14 protein-coding genes are annotated in these 17,995 nt (G+C 49.7%); 6 read left to right on the top strand and 8 right to left on the bottom strand.

Translation table 11 applies throughout. From position 1 onward, the window contains the following. Positions 1 to 45 precede the first annotated feature (45 nt). Positions 46 to 2,622: an EAL domain-containing protein gene (locus tag BGK46_RS01640; protein WP_069586733.1), complete on the top strand. Its 2,577-nt coding sequence runs from the start codon at positions 46 to 48 to the stop codon at positions 2,620 to 2,622. A 49-nt stretch (positions 2,623 to 2,671) separates the two neighbouring features. Here the strand turns inward: BGK46_RS01640 and BGK46_RS01635 are convergent, their stop codons facing one another. Next, positions 2,672 to 3,784: an anhydro-N-acetylmuramic acid kinase gene (locus tag BGK46_RS01635; protein WP_069586732.1), complete on the bottom strand. Its 1,113-nt coding sequence runs from the start codon at positions 3,782 to 3,784 to the stop codon at positions 2,672 to 2,674. A gap of 314 nt (positions 3,785 to 4,098) precedes the next feature. Between BGK46_RS01635 and nagZ the strand changes: the two genes are divergently transcribed. After that, positions 4,099 to 5,103, top strand: coding sequence for a beta-N-acetylhexosaminidase (gene nagZ / locus BGK46_RS01630; protein ID WP_069586731.1), 1,005 nt, complete (start codon positions 4,099 to 4,101; stop codon positions 5,101 to 5,103). A 200-nt stretch (positions 5,104 to 5,303) separates the two neighbouring features. On the opposite strand, the gene BGK46_RS17535 is transcribed toward nagZ, so the two are convergent. The 5 genes from BGK46_RS17535 to BGK46_RS01610 form a co-directional block, all read right to left on the bottom strand. Further along, positions 5,304 to 5,480 carry a hypothetical protein gene (locus BGK46_RS17535; protein WP_157893189.1) on the bottom strand — a complete coding sequence of 59 codons (177 nt, stop codon included), beginning with the start codon at positions 5,478 to 5,480 and terminating at the stop codon, positions 5,304 to 5,306. A gap of 144 nt (positions 5,481 to 5,624) precedes the next feature. Further along, positions 5,625 to 6,479, bottom strand: coding sequence for an HTH-type transcriptional regulator HdfR (hdfR, locus tag BGK46_RS01625; RefSeq protein WP_069586730.1), 855 nt, complete (start codon positions 6,477 to 6,479; stop codon positions 5,625 to 5,627). 105 nt (positions 6,480 to 6,584) lie between these two features. Then, positions 6,585 to 8,051 (bottom strand): lactate dehydrogenase, encoded by a 1,467-nt coding sequence (locus BGK46_RS01620; protein ID WP_069586798.1) that lies wholly within the window; start codon positions 8,049 to 8,051, stop codon positions 6,585 to 6,587. A gap of 18 nt (positions 8,052 to 8,069) precedes the next feature. Next, entirely contained in the window at positions 8,070 to 8,780 is a 711-nt protein-coding gene (gene deoD, locus BGK46_RS01615; RefSeq protein WP_069586729.1) for a purine-nucleoside phosphorylase, read from the bottom strand. Between the two features lie 22 nt (positions 8,781 to 8,802). Next, positions 8,803 to 8,973 carry a XapX domain-containing protein gene (locus BGK46_RS01610; RefSeq protein ID WP_069586728.1) on the bottom strand — a complete coding sequence of 57 codons (171 nt, stop codon included), beginning with the start codon at positions 8,971 to 8,973 and terminating at the stop codon, positions 8,803 to 8,805. 517 nt (positions 8,974 to 9,490) lie between these two features. Here BGK46_RS01610 and BGK46_RS01600 point away from each other — a divergent pair. From BGK46_RS01600 to BGK46_RS01585, 4 genes are all read left to right on the top strand, one after another. After that, a complete protein-coding gene (locus tag BGK46_RS01600) occupies positions 9,491 to 10,405 on the top strand; it encodes a siderophore ABC transporter substrate-binding protein (RefSeq protein ID WP_205907452.1) in 915 nt (304 codons plus the stop codon). A 79-nt stretch (positions 10,406 to 10,484) separates the two neighbouring features. After that, positions 10,485 to 11,432, top strand: coding sequence for an ABC transporter permease (locus BGK46_RS01595; RefSeq protein ID WP_069586726.1), 948 nt, complete (start codon positions 10,485 to 10,487; stop codon positions 11,430 to 11,432). Further along, complete coding sequence (locus BGK46_RS01590; protein ID WP_069586725.1) at positions 11,425 to 12,372, top strand: iron chelate uptake ABC transporter family permease subunit; 948 nt, start codon at positions 11,425 to 11,427, stop codon at positions 12,370 to 12,372. The genes BGK46_RS01595 and BGK46_RS01590 overlap by 8 nt, the downstream gene beginning before the upstream one ends. Positions 12,373 to 12,377: 5 nt before the next feature. After that, positions 12,378 to 13,166, top strand: coding sequence for an ABC transporter ATP-binding protein (locus BGK46_RS01585; RefSeq protein ID WP_069586724.1), 789 nt, complete (start codon positions 12,378 to 12,380; stop codon positions 13,164 to 13,166). Positions 13,167 to 13,207: 41 nt separating this feature from the next. Here the strand turns inward: BGK46_RS01585 and yddG are convergent, their stop codons facing one another. Beyond that, positions 13,208 to 14,119 carry an aromatic amino acid DMT transporter YddG gene (yddG, locus tag BGK46_RS01580; RefSeq protein WP_069586723.1) on the bottom strand — a complete coding sequence of 304 codons (912 nt, stop codon included), beginning with the start codon at positions 14,117 to 14,119 and terminating at the stop codon, positions 13,208 to 13,210. 60 nt (positions 14,120 to 14,179) lie between these two features. Further along, complete coding sequence (locus BGK46_RS01575; RefSeq protein ID WP_069586722.1) at positions 14,180 to 17,935, bottom strand: EAL domain-containing protein; 3,756 nt, start codon at positions 17,933 to 17,935, stop codon at positions 14,180 to 14,182. Between the last annotated feature and the right edge of the window lie 60 nt (positions 17,936 to 17,995).

Genomic DNA, 17,995 nt, shown 5'->3' with positions numbered 1-17,995 from the left:
TTGGACTGGTCTGCTGGGTCAATCACGATAAAACTTGGAGTGAAGATGCAAATGCAGGCTCTGCAGTCGCGACAGGCACTCATCTGGATCACTATTGCGCTCGCCGTTGCCTTTGTGGCATCTGTTTTTTATGGTATCGCGAACCTGACCCGCGTCTCACAGCTCAATGATCCCTTGCTCGATGTGGAATACCGCTACTTTATTGACGAGACTAACGAATTACCTCTCGAGTACGTGATTGATCACGCGCCACTTGCCACTGTACAAAACCCCGAATCAATCCCCTGGAAGCTCGAATATCAGACATTTTGGATACAAGTGGAGTTTGACTATAAAGGGTTAACTGAGCGTCATCTCCATATTCTGACCGATAATACGACGATTGATTACTTGGATGCGTATCATCTGGTTGATGGCGATCAGATCGTGACTACGTATGAGGGAGGCGATGTTACTCAATCGCGATTAGCAAATATGTCTCTCCCTGCCTCAGTACCGGTCACGCTCCTACCTGATAAAGCAAATACATTGCTAATCAAAGTGACGTCGAGTGATATGCCAACCATGCCGTTATGGGTGATGTCACATCAAGCGTATGATCAACTCGCCAAAGCGATTCATCTTCTGTGGGGCGGCTTTATCACCTTTATGCTGTTAGTCACCCTGTATAGTGTCGGGGTGTATGTGTATAGCCGGCAGCGTGCGTATTTGATTTATGTGTTGAACACTCTGATGGCGACAGTGGTGATCAGTGCCAATCATGGTTTCAGTCGCTATTTTTTACCGGATTGGGCCCAGGTTTTTGTCAGTAACCATATTTTGGCATTCGCTGTATGCTTGCTGACCATTGCGCTGTGGTTCACCTACTTCTTCCTCGATTTTGAGCGCAGTCGAGACTACCAACGTGTCCGTTCCATGTTCTTGATGGCGACAGGTGCTTTAGCTGGCTTGGCGCTGCTTACATTTATCACTCCACCGTATATTTCCGCGTCGTTAGTGTTACTGTCTCAAGTGCCCATTTACGGATTGGTCATATACTTTTTAATCAAACAGTGGCAACCGGGTAAATTCTGGTTGCTGTTATTTGGGTTGTCGTGGCTACCTGCAATGGCGGGTGGATTAGCGTTTTATGCGCTGCTGCTCGGCTACAGCGAATACACCTTAATGAGCCGTTATGCGTTGATGCTTTCCATGGGCCTCACCATGATGTTGTTTTCGGTTGCCTTAGCCGAGCGCTTCCGGTACCAGCGAATGAACGCTATGGAAGCACTGACTCATGATACGTTGAGCGGTTTGCCCAATACCAACGTGGTTCACATCGCGATCAATGATCTCATTGCTCGTAATATTAGCTTCAACCTGTGTTGTGTAACCGTTGACAACTACAATAATCTATTGCCCTACCTTGATGAAGATACGCGCAAGTCGTATATCAATACGATCGTTGATCGAATTCTAGAAGCCTTGGATGTTGAGCAGATTTATCAGATTGATACGGAATCAGACACCCCTTTCCAACAACTAGGGTGCCTCAAAGAGGGAATATTTACCTTCTTGATTGAGGAGGAAGATTTAGAGACATGTAACCATATTTTAGAGTCCGTCATTGAGGGACTTAACGGTGAACTTGCTATCGAGTCTTTTATTACCCACATCAATGCGCGAATCGGCGTGTGTCACTATCCGTCTGATGGATCGCACCCTAGCCTGTTGATAAACCGCGCCATGCAAGCACTGCAGCAACATCGTTCCGTGCTCGGAGGATATACCCACTTTAACAACCACGAACACAAGTATCATGAGCTTCATGTTTCGTTAGTAGCAGATCTGCGTGAGGCAATCGAAAACGATGGGCTGGAACTCTATCACCAGCCTCAAATTGATTTACGAACAGGCTCCATTCATGGTTCTGAAGTGCTCGCACGCTGGATGCATCCACGCTTTGGACAGATTTCCCCCGATGTTTTTGTGCGTATGGCTGAGGACGTGGGTATTATCAACAACTTGACCCTATGGGTGATTCGACGTGCTTTCCAACAGCAGCAACAGTTAATTGCTAGCGGTCACTGTCGGCGCCTGTCCATCAATATCAGTGCGTCCGACATTTATATCCCGAACTTAGCGGCGCGAGTGGTTGATCTGGCAAGCCAATACGATGTACCAACGAATCTGGTTTCTCTTGAACTGACCGAATCGGTGATGGTTGAAGACTACGATTGGCTGAAGCGCTTGATCAGTGAGCTGTCGGCAAGTGGTATTGAGGTATCAATTGATGACTACGGCACCGGCTATTCATCGCTGTATTTTCTCTCACAGCTGCCATTTACTGAGTTGAAAATTGACCGTAGCTTTGTACGCAATTTACCCCAAAGTGGTCGCCATCAGAGTATTGTACGTGCGACGACGGATATGGCGCGCTCACTTGGGGTCATGGTGGTTGCTGAAGGGGTGGAGTGTGAAGAAGCGGAAGCGCTATTGCGACGCTATGGCGTGGACGTTGGCCAAGGCTTTTACTACTCGCGCCCCTTACCGTTCAATCAGTATCAGGCTTACGTTCAGCGTATGGACAACGTCCAACCTGTCACGATTTTACGGCAAGGTCGCTTAAGCTCATCCGGCTAACCCCATACAACGGGAAAAGTTGTACTCTTCTATTTTCTTGATGCCCTTCCTAGAAGGGCAGATAAATGGCACCCAGACAGCAGGCCTGACTAGCACCGGTGACAGCGGGCACATTGCCCGGCTGGTTATAGAGGGTTTGGCGGGCTAACCATGCAAACGCGATGGCTTCCATGTCGTCGCAACTGATCCCCACGTCATCTGAACGCGCAATATGCCACTGAGGTAGCGCCGCCTGAAGTGCTGCCATCAACGCTTGGTTGTGTGCGCCGCCACCACAGATAAACACGCGACCTTGCTCATGAGGCTGTATCGCCATGGCAATGCTTTGTGCCGTCAGTTCAAGTAGTGTAGCTTGCACCTGTGACGGGGAGAGTGAAAACGCCAGTAAGTGGCGATCCAGCCAGTCAAGGTTGAAGTATTCTCTCCCAGTGCTTTTTGGCGCGGGGCGTGAAAAATAAGGGTCTGAGAGCAAACGCTGCAGCAATGGCTGGTAGGCGGAGCAGCTGGCTGCCCATGCGCCATCTTTATCATATGCCTGATGCTTGTGACGCTGTATCCATGCATCCATCAGCATATTCCCCGGCCCCGTGTCGTAACCGTATAAGGGTTGGTCGGGACATATCATGGAGACATTGGCAATACCGCCAATATTGACCACTGCGGTCGGTTGCTTGGCATCGGAAAATAAATCGTTATGGAATGCGGGCACGAGTGGCGCGCCTTGGCCGCCAAACGCCATATCTTTGCGGCGAAAGTCGGCAACCGTGGTAATGCCTGTTCGCGCTGCGATCACATTGGCATCACCCAGTTGCATGGTAAACGGATAATCACCACTGGGTTGGTGATACACGGTCTGTCCGTGACAACCGATTGCAGCAACATGCTTGGGGCGCAAGCTTGCGCTTTCTAGCAAGGTATTGATGGCATGGGCATAGCACTCGCCGAGACGGCGATCTAACTGCCCAATCGCAGTGATCGCTATAGGGTGGCCGCGACTTAAACTAATGACGGTTTCTTTAATGTCTTGCGGCATGGGCTCACTGTGGCGCGCAATGGGCTCAACGTGCCCAGCTTGTGTAAAGCGTACTGCCACGACATCAATGTTATCTAAACTGGTGCCAGACATCACACCGATGTATATATCTGCTGCGGGTTGAGGCATATGTGTTCCTTATCAATGCACAAATTGCGCAACCACTGGGCGTTATTAACACCCTGCGCGGACAGATGAGGGGACCCCTAATAGAGAGCTGTTTAGTTGAATACCCCTTCCATGGCACGAGTATAAACAGATTGCGAATCTAGGCAAAGTGCTTGATTATTCTGTTGTGATAGTGGCTGCCAGCGTGGCATACGCACGGTATCAATACGTCACAAGGTTTTCAGTTGCCAAGCAAGTCACGTACTCGTAAGGCCTTGGCACCAGTATAACGTGCCGGCGTGGCAGTCGGCTGACAACGGGATGAAGGAGATATGATGGGGCCAGTATGGTTGGATGTTCACGCAGAGCGTATCGACAATGAGGAAAAAGAGATCTTAGCTCATCCCAGTGTGGGCGGTGTCATTCTGTTTGCACGCAATTATCATGACAGTGAGCAACTGCAGGCGCTCACTGCAGAGATCCGTGCAGCAGCGGGGCGCGATATTCTAATTGGTGTCGATCAAGAAGGGGGGCGTGTACAGCGTTTTAAAGCGCCGTTCACACGTATTCCAGCGGCACAGTCTTATGGGGCTCTTAAGGCGGATGCTAGTGTTGCCGAGCAAGCCGGCTGGTTGATGGCCGCCGAGCTTATCGCGCATGGGATTGATTTAAGCTTTGCACCAGTGTTGGACTTAGGATTTGCTTGCGCAGCGATTAAAGATCGGGCTTTTGGTGACAATCCCGCGGAGGCTATTCGTTATGCACGTGCCTTCACCCAAGGCATGCGCGCGGTGGGAATGGCAAGTACGGGCAAGCATTTTCCGGGTCACGGAGGGGTACAGGAAGACTCTCATCTGGTGACGCCGCATGATCCGCGTGAGATGTTGCACTCGTCGGATTTCGCCATCTTCAAAGCGTTCATCGAGGAAGGCTTACTGGATGCCATGATGCCGGCTCATGTGGTGTATCCGCATCATGATGGGCAGCCTGCCAGTGCATCCGCGTTCTGGTTGACCCATATCTTGCGCCAGCAGCTGGGCTTTAAAGGACTGGTTTTCTCTGATGATCTCAGTATGGGTGGGGCACATGTATTAGGCGATGCACCGGCTCGTGCACGCGCAGCCTTGGAAGCAGGCTGTGATATGGTGTTGGTCTGTAATGACCGAGATAGCGCGGTTGCCGTTCTCGATACCTTGCCCATCACAGATGTCCCCGCGGCCAGTCAATTGCGTGTAGCAAAAACGATTGATTGGACAGATTTGCAGCTTGATACGCGTTGGAAGTCTGCCAGAACTCAGGTCACTGCTCATCAGGCCAAATGGGAGGCGGCAACAGCGTAATACATATTACTCAGTACGCCATTGATAGCCTTTGTGGCTTGCTGTACACAAAAGGGCAACGCCGGAATACGTTGCCCTTTTACTTATATTCTATTTAGCTGTGCGTGTGCTATCTCGCTATGTGCCTGAACCCGTTTTGTTGCCGTTGGGCGGTGTGGCCACCGTGTCTTGCAATCTGATTGGGGGCTAGCGACTGTTTGTCAACGGTCATCTCCGAAAAAGCCATCATCGTGTTGTTGACGGCGCGACTTGTTCTGTTGACGTTTCTTACCTTTTTTACCGCGTGGTGCCTCGTCATCAAAATAGTCGTGGTGTCGGGACTTGAACTTCTCTTTGTGTTGAGAGCCATGTTTTAACCATTGATCCCACTGTGCCATGGTGGTGCTTTCCTAACGCTAATGTATTTACGTGGCTGTGTTTGCAGCCGGATATTCAGGCAACGAGCGCGTCACCCTTAAAGGTTAAGATAGCCCAAAAATTCACCGCCGACTAGTGAAATTATCATTGCAAACGTGTTTTTTTTACTCTGGGACAAGCTGGCCAGTAGAGCTTTGTAACTCATTGATTAAATGTGACTTATCGCTGCCATCTAACCAGACAAGATAAAGCTGATGAACCAATGCTGGGCTGGTGCCTACCAGATGCAGTTGTCCACGGTCGATGTATGGCTGAATAGCCAGAGACGGTAGAAATGCAACGCCGCCGTGGGTGAGTAAATAATTAAGCGCAAGGTGACACGATTGGGTATGGAGGACGGGTGGACGTTGCAATGCCTCAATACGACTTTGCTCGACAGCAAAGCGGGTTCCCCAATCCAAATAGACGATCGCTAAGTCTTGGATATCTGCCATGGTCACATCGGGCAGGTGGCTGACCAATTGCAATTGATAATCGCCGAGGTGATGGGAGTGCAATCCTTCGAGTTTGGGTAATTCAGACGTCAGACCGGCATCAATGCGCTTTTCAATCAATTGACGCGCCAGCATTTGTCGAGGCGTAGCTTCAGCGCGGATCACCCAATCAGGTTGATTGGCACATATACGATTAATCCAGTCACTGACCCCTTCTAGTTCCCAAAGCGTTGGGGAGGCGCCAATAGTGAGCTGCTCGTTGGCGGCTTGCGTCAAGGTGACATCTTGCTGAGCACGTTGCCATGTTTGTAGCAAGGTTTCCGCATAAGGCAGCATGCGTTCTCCGGCACTTGTGAGTCGAACATTCCCGCGTTGACGAATGAATAAAGGGGCACCGAGTTGGGTTTCGAGCTGACGAATTCGAAAACTGACTGCCGATTGCGTCAAATAGAGGTTATCGGCCGCGTGGCCAAAATGACGTGTTTTACTGACCTCGATAAAGGTACGAAGAAGTTGAATATCCAAATAAAACACCCTGTAAAGAAACCACAGTCTTATTTAGGCAACAAAAAGTGATACGCGTCAAGTCACACCGCGTGATTTATCAAGGGAATGGAAAGGAAGCCGCGGTTAAAGGAGCAGATCAGCCAATGTTAGCGGCCGGTCGGTCAAACCAAGGTGCTGAGCCGGTGTTTGGTGCTGCTTGTCTTGCCAACACAAGTTGTGCCACGCGCGGTAAATATCAAGCAGGGGAAGCAGGCCGCCGGGACGTAAGCGTCGACGAGGCTCATTGACTAACAGCGCAAATTGCTGATGAAAATGTTGCTGATATTTCTTCAATGCATCGCAGCTAGCATGGGTTAACCAGTACGCTTCTTTGCCTTTTGCTTGGCCATGATCGCAAATGGCTTTTGTGCCTTCACCACTGCGCGTAAACGCCCAGCGATCGCGCCACCAACTGAGTAATACGATATCAATTTTCTCAGGCTCTGCGCCGGGTTGCCAGTATGCGTCCTGTTCAACGTATACGTGACTGACGCGTTTATCCCGAATGTCAGCTTCAAAGACGGATAAGCAGGCAGAGCGAAGCAAAGGCTCTTGCGGTGAAAACACCACAATGTTTTGCCAATGCGCCAATAAGGGCTTGAGATTTAGGTAGTGTGCATAGGTTGTGTACTGTGGACGTATCAAGGTGCCACGGTTGGGATAGATAAAATGCAGTGGCTGGGTATAAGGGTCTTCCACATTCGAGCGAGCGAAAACCGCGCGATATTTTGCATCCACGCGACCGAGTAATCCCTCGGGCGTCGCGAGTGTTTCGCTTCGGTCGACATCAGGCGCACTGGCGATAAATCGACAATGATCTTGATAGGGATCGTGCTGAGCATTGACCACTGGGTGATCGTACGAATGATAATTCACGTCTTGCAGCAGCACATAACCGCTATGTGCTTCCCCCGTGGCGAGCCATTGCACGCCATTTTGACTGTGTGGCTGCAAAGGTGCGTGTACGCTAGCAAGGTGGCCTTGGGTGGTTTCGCCCAAAAAGCGCGTATCATAAGCCGCAAGTTTTTGCCGACAGCGAGCGGCAATATGGTTGAGATGATCGTAAAAGGTCTTGGGGTTCAGCGTTAGACGGCGGCAAATCTCTCGCACCGTGTGGCCTGTGAACAGGTAGGCCAACAACTTTTGCTGTAACTCACTTTTTTTATTCACCCCCGACCAGCGATCGACGAAGGTGCTTTGACACCCTTTACAGCGATAGCGCTGTTTGTCACCGCTGTAGCCAAACGCATGGTAGCAGGCTCGGTGGGTGAGTACGGGTTTGCCCAGATGTTCGCAATCTGGGTTGGTGCAGGCGCATAAACCATCGGCATGCAGTTGTCGCTGAGTGATCAGCTCTGCATGCACTTGGTGGTTGTTGAGCAATGGAGGAAACGCACCACACTCACGGCATACCAAGGTTGGGCGTGCCGGATTGGTGTGCTGAACCAAGTAATGCTGCTCATCAGTGGACCCAAAATTTGGGCAAGTGAGCGTTTTACAAAAGTTCAGCTGCAAGTCACCGGCCGCTGGGGGCAGTTTGCCGCTAGACACGTTTCCTCCGATCAACACTTACAGGTTGATCGCTGTTTCAAGCGATACAGTCATCATTTCGTTAAATGATTTCTGACGCTCGTCTGAGCTCAAGGCTTCACCACGGATGATGTGGTCAGACACAGTCAAAATGGTCAGTGCGCGCGCGCCCAGTTCAGCGGCCACACCGTAGATGCCGGCCGCTTCCATATCAACCGCAAGGATGCCAAGCTTGTCCATGGTGTTGAACAGATCCGCTTCAGGGCTGTAGAACAAGTCTGCAGAGAAGACGTTACCCACACGAACAGAAACGTTTTGTTTGCGCGCTTCACCTACTGCCGTTTCCAGCAGATGGAAGTCAGAGATCGCAGCAAAATCGTGGTTCGCGAAACGCGTGCGGTTCACTTTAGAGTCGGTTGATGCACCTTGTGCAACAATCACATCCATCAGTTTTACATCGTCTTTCACAGCACCACAGCTACCAACGCGAATGATATTCTTCACGCCGTAGTCTTTGATCAGCTCATGCACGTAGATTGAGCAAGATGGAATACCCATACCGTGGCCCATCACTGACACTTTTTTCCCTTTATAGGTACCGGTGTAGCCAAACATGTTACGTACGTCAGTGACACGCTCTGCGTTTTCCAAGAAGTTCTCGGCAATGTATTGCGCACGAAGTGGATCACCTGGCATCAGGACGGTTTCAGCAAAGGCGCCATCTGCGGCATTGATATGTGGGGTAGCCATAATGTGCTCCAATTATCTTAAGTTAAGAGAAAAAGCGTTCGATCACGGCCTGATAGGCCATGCCGCCAAGGTAGATACCAACAATGCCCATGATCCCCGATAGTACTGGGGGAGCAGGCAGTGGTAGCTTGATCGCGCTGAAGAAAAAGCCAACGATGGCACCAGCGACGACCGCAAGTAAAATCTCGTTCATTGTAACCCTCAAACAACTTATTAGATGCAGTCAAGCTCATGTCGGTGCCGATTTTGCGACAGTTCTAACTGTCTTTATTGTCTTTGCTCTGGCGCCGGATGAGATGGACTCAGTGTATGTAACAACGCCCTAGTAACGCGCGATCCCGATCACAACTATCTGCATATTACCGCGAATACCCCCTAATGGTTACCAAATATGTTGATTGTGTCGATGCAATCGCTTGCTTTTTGGTCATTCAGAGCATGGCGTGTGATCACGTAGGCCTTTTTGATGGTGTGTGAGGGGATAGTGGCGCAAACAAAAACAGTTCTTTTGCGCCAGATCAAGGTAGGCATCAGCCGTCACTGAGTCACTTTTGCTGTTGATCGCTGCTCGGATAGCAAACACAGATTGATGTCTCTTATCTTGCGCAATATCAATATAATTATAAATATGAACGATTCTCACTTCTATTCGTGACTTCGTTTTTTAATTGCGCTAGCATGCTGCCATCAACCTTGATGAGGAACTAGCGATGCGAGCTTTTCGTTCAATTTTTCAACTTGTTATCTTAACGACATCTTTACTATTTGGTAGCCAAGTCGCGGCAAAAACCATTGAGCATGCGATGGGTACAATCGAGATAGATGGTGTGCCACAACGTGTGGTCGTGTTGGGCCAAGGTAGCTTAGACGTGTTAGATCGTATTGGTGTTGAGCCTGTGGGTGTGGTCAAGTCACTGATGCCCGACTATCTTGCGGACAAGTACCAAGATGAAAAGTACGTCGCCGTGGGTACGGTAAAAGAGCCGGACTATGAGGCTATTTTCATGGCCAAGCCGGACCTGATTATTGCTGAAGCACGTATGGCCTCCCTGATGAAAGAGTTGGAAGAAATCGCCCCGACGATTATGTTCCAAGCAGACTACAACCAATACTGGCAGAGCGTGCAGAAAAACTGGCGTATGCTAGGTCAAGTCTTCGACAAACAAGACAAAGTGGAAGCAATCATCGCAAAGATGGATGCCAAAATTGCTAGCACACGTAACAAAGCCGCTGCGGATAACTTTAATGCGTTGATGGTGATGAGCAACGGTAGCAAAGTGGCAATGTTCGGCGAGAAAAGCCGCTTTGGTATGGTGTTTGATGAGCTCGGCCTAAAACCTGCGAAAAGCGACGATGTCGAGGTCGCCGGCTCTCATGGCAACTTGATTTCTTTCGAGTATATTGCCGATGCCAACCCAGATGTACTTCTTGTGCTAGATCGTGAGCAAGCCATCGGGGAAGGTGTGGGTAAAGCGAAAGCGCGCTTTGATAACCCACTGGTTAACAAAACGCCAGCCCATCAGAACAACCGTATTAGCTATCTAGACCCAACGGCGTGGTACATCACCATGGCGGGCATGACGGCGATGGATAAGATGATCGACGATGTAAATCGCGTTCTTTAACCGCCAAATAACTGGCTAATATTGACCCGGGCATTCCCCGGGTCTTTGTGATTGTAAGCGTCTCAACGGTAGTTGTGTTGTGAAATACCTCTCTATACCCGTACTCGTGATTCTCGCGCTGTTATCGATTTCGATAGGGGTGGCGCACGTATCGATTGAAAATCTACTCGCAGGCGATGCGCAAGCGTGGACCATTTTTACCACCAGTCGAATTCCGCGATTATTGGCCATCTGTTTGGCGGGTGCCGGCCTCAGTGTTGCCGGCTTAATCATGCAGCAGATTTGTCAAAACCGATTTGCCTCACCTGATACTACTGGCACCATTGATTGTGCGCTACTGGGTTATGTGTTGACGCTGGTGGTCTTTGCCGGCGCGAGCCAGTGGTTGGACTTGGCCATGATTGTCGGGACTGCCATGGCGGGCACATGGTTATTCGTTCGTTTTCTGCAGCGCCTCAAATTCAAAAACACGGTACTGGTACCACTGATTGGCATCATGTACGGCAACGTGGTGTCTTCGCTCACTCAGTTTCTTGCTTACAAATACGACCTGATTCAGACCTTGCAGGCATGGACGGTCGCTAACTTTTCGTCCGTGCTGTCGGGTAACTACGAAATCTTGTTTGTCGCTGTGCCTGTTTGTGCCATTGCTTACGCCTATGCTAGTCAATTCAGCGCCGCCAGTATTGGCGAAAGCTTTGCTAAAAATATTGGCTTGGACTACCAAAAAGTGGTGCTGTTCGGCGTGATGGTCGTGGCGCTTTTGTCTTCGGCCGTGGTGATGATCGTAGGGGTCATCCCTTTCTTGGGCCTGATTGTTCCCAACGTAGTGTCCTTATTTATGGGCGATAACATTAAACGCAATCTGCCATGGACTGCATTCTGGGGCGTTGTGCTGGTGTTGAGCTGTGACATTTTAGGTCGAGTGTTGATTTTCCCTTACGAAGTGCCGATCGCAATGATCATTTCCATTCTTGGGGGCGCGGTCTTTATTTATTTAGTCATGAGGGATAAAGCCAATGCGTGATGTGGTTAAACTCTCTCTTGTCTTCCTCGGTACGTTGGCCGTCGCTGGATACTTTCTGGGTCATGGCCTTACAGCGGATAACTACGCCTATTTTCTCTCGCGTCGTACCCCGAAAGTATTGGCGATCGCCCTCGCAGCAGTGGCTATTTCGGCGTCATCGTTAGTGTTCCAAACCATTACCAATAATCGCATTCTTACACCGTCGATTCTTGGCTTCGATAGCTTGTACATGTTGTTGCAAACAACCTTGCTGGTGGTATTTGGCGCATCCAGCGTATTGCTGATTAATCCGTATTTAAATTTTGTGGTATGCGTGATCTTAATGACGATTAGCGCCACGGTTTTATTTACGCTGTATTTTCGACGCCGACGCGCGAACATTTACACCTTACTCTTGATTGGTATCGTGCTGGGGAGTGTGTTTGGCAGCATCAGTCAGTTTTTTACCTTGCTGGTCGACCCGAGTGAGTTTGCGGTGCTGCAAGATGCGATGTTCGCAAGCTTTAACAATGCGAACCGTGATTTGGTGTACATGTGTGTTCCGGTGCTCGCATTGTGCTTGCTCGCGCTTTATCGCTATGCCAATCAATTGGACGTGTGCTGGCTAGGAGAAGACAACGCGATTAGTCTTGGCGTCGATATTCGCCATCTTACTCTTAAAGTGATGATGATTATCGCGGTGATGATTGCAGTATCAACGGCGCTTGTCGGCCCAGTGCTGTTCTTTGGCTTGATTGTGGTTAGCCTCGCGCGACAAATGTTCATCAGCTATCAGCACCGCTTTTTGATTATCGCTACCAGCATTTTGGCCGTGTTCTTGTTGCTAACCGGTCAGTTTGTTGTCGAGCAGTGGTTTGGTTTTGAAACCACTGTCAGTGTCATTATCAACTTTGTTGGCGGGAGTTACTTCCTGTACCTGCTGACTAAAAATAAGTTTTAACCATTATGATTGAACTGATCGAACTCTCTAAATCCTATGGGCAAACCAAGGTGGTTGACCAAGCCAGCGTGCTGTTTCCACCGGGAAAAGTGACTGCAATCATAGGGCCCAATGGCGCAGGGAAAAGTACCTTGTTATCGATGGCCAGTCGACTGACTGACAGTGATGCGGGGCAGGTTTTAATTGGTGAAAAGCCGTTGGCCGAGTGGAGCAATGAAGCATTGGCGAAACGTCTTGCGGTGTTGCGCCAGTCCAATAATATCAATATGCGCTTTCGCATTCGTGAATTGGTCGCGTTTGGTCGCTTTCCTCACTCAAAAGGCCGTTTAAGTGGCGACGATAATCGGATCATTGATGATGCCATCGCGCAGCTTGGTTTGGAGGAGCTTCAAGACCGCTTTATCGATGAGCTGAGTGGGGGCCAGCGCCAGATGGCCTTCATTGCGATGGTTGTAGCGCAAAATACCGACTACATCTTTTTGGATGAGCCGTTAAATAACCTCGACATTCGCCACTCTGTGGCCATTATGCAGACGGTGCGTGACTTGGCGCACCGCCATAATAAAGCCGTGGTGGTGGTGATGCATGACATCAACTTTAGCGCATGTTACGCCGACAATATGGTTGCGATGAAAAACGGTGAAGTGGTTGCCAGTGGTTCGGTGAACGAGGTGGTAACGAAGCCGGTGATGGAAAGCATTTATGAGATTGAATTTGATGTGAAAGACATCAATGGTCAACGTATTTGCCTTTATTACGGCGCCCCGACACCGGCGTTGGCGCTGGCTCAGTAAACGGTCTCCAGTCACGAACGCGACTGGAGACTACCGTGTGACTAGTGCGATTTTGCGGTACTTGGTGTGTTATGGCGGGTTGGTGCACGAGTCAGCCACCAACTGGCCAGTGAGCCAAGCGTCACCATCGCCACTCCTTGCCAGAAGGTGAGCGTTAGTTCGGTCGACAAAAGAATGGCGGACAAAAATGTCGATAAAATCGGGATGAAATAAGACAAGGTCGCCAAAAACACCAAGTTGCCCTTAAGGATGCCAAGGTTCCATAATCCGTAACCGCCCCCCATTGCCGCACCGGCCAATAGGACATAACCGACGTCTGACCAAGAAGCGGAAAGTGCTGGCGCGTCGGAGAGCGCGAAACCGATCCAGAGTGTGATGGCGGTGGCGATAAAGAACCAAGTGATGCCATTTTTTCCCTGCGCACTCATGCGAGTCAGATTACAGTATATGGCCCAAATGATGGCACCACTGAACGCCAGTGTGTAGCTCAATGGATTAGAGTGAATATTGGCGACTAAATGTTGCCAAGACACCCCCTGTTTGCCACCGACGGTCCAAACGACGCCTAAAAAGGCGACCATCAAGGCAGGGTAAAGCCAAAGACTGACTTTTTGACGCGTGATGAGCACGGAAAAAAACACGGTTAGACATGGCCACAAATAGTTAATCACGCCCATTTCGATCGCTTGTGTCCGCGTATTGGCCCACGCTAACGACAACGAAAGGCATAACTCGTAGACCACGAATAACACGCCGCCAACAATCAGGTAGCGACGCGGAAAGTCACTGAGTTTAGGTGTCCCGACAAAAAGTACTAAGCAGAGCGCTGCGATAGAGTAAATGGCAGCAGCGCCACCCAAAGGGCCAAGCAGTTCGGTCACGTGGCGAATCAGGGCGACATTGCTGCTCCACAGCAGGATCGCTCCACACCCCGCAAGCGTGTATTGATTCATAACAGGCAGTCCAAGCAAAAAAGCTTAAATTGCCTATCTTTTCGGCATCACGCAACCCCATCAAACATCTTTTTGTTTCTTCAATGCTTTTTTGGCAAGTAATGTATCGAGTGGCGTGGGATGATCGATTAAGAATCCCTGAACATAATCGATACCAATGTCTTTGACCAAAGCGAGTTTTTCTTCATCAGAGACCCATTCAGCCACGGTTTTATACTGCATGGTATTACAGATATTGACGATGGATTCGATAATCACGCGATCTATTTTATTTTCCTTATCAGCCAAGTTTGCCACAAATTGACCATCAACTTTGACCACATCGACATTAAACAATTTGAGATAGTGGAAGGAGCATAGTCCTGAGCCGAAATCGTCAAGCGCCACATGGGCGCCATAGGCACGTAGCTCGTCAACGAAAGAAATGGCGGAGTTAAGGTGGCTGATCAGTGCCGATTCCGTGATCTCAAAACATAGCCTGTCGGTGGGGAAGACAGACTCGGCGACCAATTGTTTGAGTCGGGCCTGGAAGTTGGGGTCACTGATCGAATGGGCGGACAGGTTAATATTGAATCTTAACCCAGAATCCGCCAACTCTTGTGCGCGAGTAGTCAGGACATAGTTCGCCACCCACTCATCAATATCGCGGATATGACCAAAAGCTTCTGCGGCGGGAATAAACTCTCCGGGGCTCACAATGCTGCCATCGGTGTCCACCATACGGACCAATAACTCGTACCAGTGTTCGACTGTCGGTCCTTCAACCGGCGCAACTTGCTGACCATAAAGTGTGAATCGGTCTTCGGCCAACGCTCGGGTGATTTTACCGACCATTTGCATATCATTATGCCGTCCTTGTGCCGAGCCTGAAATATCATCGTATTCCACGATCTGACCGCGACCTGTGGATTTGGCTGAGTACATCGCCACATCCGCGCGACTCATCAAATCGGAAAGGGACAGAGCATTATCGGTGACATTGACAAGTCCAACACTGGCACTGATAGAGAAAATACGTTCCCCATAAGGGAAAGATAATTGTTCTAAGCGATGGATAAGCGCTTTGATCGTGCGTTTAGCATCATGCAGATTGCAATTGGTCAGCAGTACCGCAAACTCATCCCCGCCTAGGCGTGCGACCGCATCGTCACTGCGAATGTTATCGGCTAAGGCTTGGGATACTTGGCACAACACTTCATCCCCAGCGTGGTGACCCACCGAGTCGTTAATGATCTTAAATAAATCGAGATCGATAAACGCTAATACGGAGGGTATATCCAGCTCTCGCGCTTGCACGAGGTGCTGTTCCATGAAGGTTTCAAATGCGCGTCTATTGGGCAGTTGTGTCAAAGGATCGTGGTTGGCATTGTAATCGAGCTGTGCCATTAAGGCGTGCTGCTCTGAGACATCTCTCAATACCACCACATAACCACGATGTGATTGTTGCTCGTTATCGCCTAACAAAGGAGAGATGGCGACAGAAACATACACTTGTTTGACATCATTGAGCACGAGCCGATAGGCATCTTGAATATGGGTTTCGAAATGCGTGTTGAGCTGTTGTTCACTGAGGTACGACAAGCGAACTGGCTCTCCATGATGGAAAAGATAAAATACATCATCGACCGATTGGCCAATCGGGGCCTGCTCACGATAATTGGCAAGTTTTAGGGCGGTATTATTGAGATAGACCAAATGGCCTTTCTCATCCAAGGTGATTACGCCATCATTAATAGAATTCATTACCACATTGAGTTGTTCACGCTCGGTGGCAAGCGTCGCGTTCAGTTCATTAATTTCGGTATTATCCCAATTGGCACCAATCATGCGGATGGGTTGGCCGTTATCATCAAATTGCGTCGTCGCTAAGGCACGCAAATACCGCGTGTGCCCTTGCCGATCGATGATACGAAATTGCGTATCAAGCTGTGCCATATTGGCTAAGGCTTGCGTGAGTTCATCCTGAACGCGTGGAAAGTCGTCACCATGAATATGTTGTTGCCAGGTGGCGAGTGTTTCGCAACCGGCGCCTGTCGGTATGTCATAGAGCTGATACATCTGTGAATCCCACTCGAGGCGATCTTCTTGAACGTGATATTCCCAAATCCCGATGTTAGCCGCTTGTGTGGCGGCTTCTAGCCGTCGTCGTAGCGTATCGTTTTGCACATTTGCTAAGTACTGCTCGGTAATATCAATCGCAGTACTGAGCACAGTTTGGGCGTCATCGTCTTGGCGTGCGGAAGATTGGCGAAGATAACGATACTCACCTGATGCGTTTTGAAAACGAAATACTTCAATGACACGTTCAGTATGGCCATCAACAAGCAGCTTCATGGCTTGTTCAAGCGCAGGGCGGTCTTCGGGATGAATCCGTGCGAGCCAAGCTTGATAGGTGCGAATCTTCTTGGCTTGAATGCCGAGTAAGGGCGCAGACCAATCAGAAAAGATCAGTAAACTTGTTTGGGTGTTTAATTCGAATACCGCGAGCTTGTTGATATCAAGTGCAAACCGCCAGCGCGCGAGCCAACGTTTTTGTTCACGTTGTGCCGCTTTGAGTTGGTTGATATCTTCGACTTGGCTGATCAGATGGGTAACATGCCCGGCGTGTTTGTCACGTACCGCAGTAACAGAGAGCCGTCCCCAAACAACATAACCATCGCTGCGGACAAAGCGCTTTTCCATCCGCTTATTATCAATATTCCCGATGATCAGATCGTTAAAATAGGCCTTCAACTCATCTTGATCTTCCTCTCGGGTAAAGCGAGAAACATGGACGCCGCGTAGCTTGGGCTGTCGGTAGCCCCAAAAAGTTGCAAGGCTTTGGTTGATATCTTGGATATAGCCGCGCGAATCGAGTATCGCCATCCCAATTAATGAATTGTGCATGGCCTGAGTCAATAAGGAGTGTTGCTGAGTATGTTGGCGTTGATGCTGGCGATAGCTATAAGCCAGTTGAGTCATACATACGCCAATGACTAGCGTGGTCGCAGCAGTGGCCAGCATGGGGATGGAGGCTTGGTAGCTACTTTCTAGGTGAAAGGTCAATACCCCCATTGCACTCAGCACATCAAAGCTCAATACCGCCAACGCAATCGTACTCAGGCCAATTAAGCGGCTTTGTAAGGTGGCGGCGAGGAAAAAGAGCCCAGTCAATGCGATAAATGGATAAGGAATAGCGTAGAGCACCGCAGTGATCAGTGCGAATAAGGCCACACAGCTGGCTAATAAATAGCTGGGTGATGTGTGAACAATCAGTGCATTTTGTCGTTTAGAACGGCGTTCGGCATTGATCACTAACAAGAGTGGAAAGAGGGCAACAAAGCCGATCAATTCGCTTAGATACCAGCGTCCCAAGGCGTAGTCGACATGCATCGCGTCATGAAAGGAGAGTACGCTGGCACCTAAAACTGCACCGAGCAATGGTGACAGCACGATAGTGGGTCCGATACCGCGAATAAACGGCCACATGCCTTCCAAGGCATTACCAAAGCGCACCCGCATGGTGCGGTATAGAAAACAGCCCAGTAAGGCAGTCGAACCGTTAATTAAGGCAAGACCGATACTGAGTGACGGGGGGATGCCCATCAAGGTATCGGCATAATAAATGCCAACGATAAAGCCAAGCAGGCCAATCGGCCATGCATAGCGAGGAAAGCAAGTAAGCGCAAAAGCACCGGCTGCGGAGGCGTACCAGATGATGGCGAATTGCTCGCTGTCGGGGAGGACGGCAAGTGAAAACCACACGAGGGTAAAGCCAGTGACTGCAAGCGCCAAAAATGCATGGGTGGAATGGCGTACTCGCCGACTAAAAATCATGAGTCTCTCGTTAATAACAACAACCTATGGTCAGCTTAGCCCACTTTTACGTGATTAAGA

It is taken from the genome of Salinivibrio sp. SS2 (genome assembly GCF_001722075.1).
GTDB classification, from domain to species: Bacteria; Pseudomonadota; Gammaproteobacteria; order Enterobacterales; family Vibrionaceae; genus Salinivibrio; species Salinivibrio proteolyticus.
The sequence above is the reverse complement of the archived record's forward strand: the minus strand, read 5'-3'. Positions and strand labels throughout refer to the sequence as shown.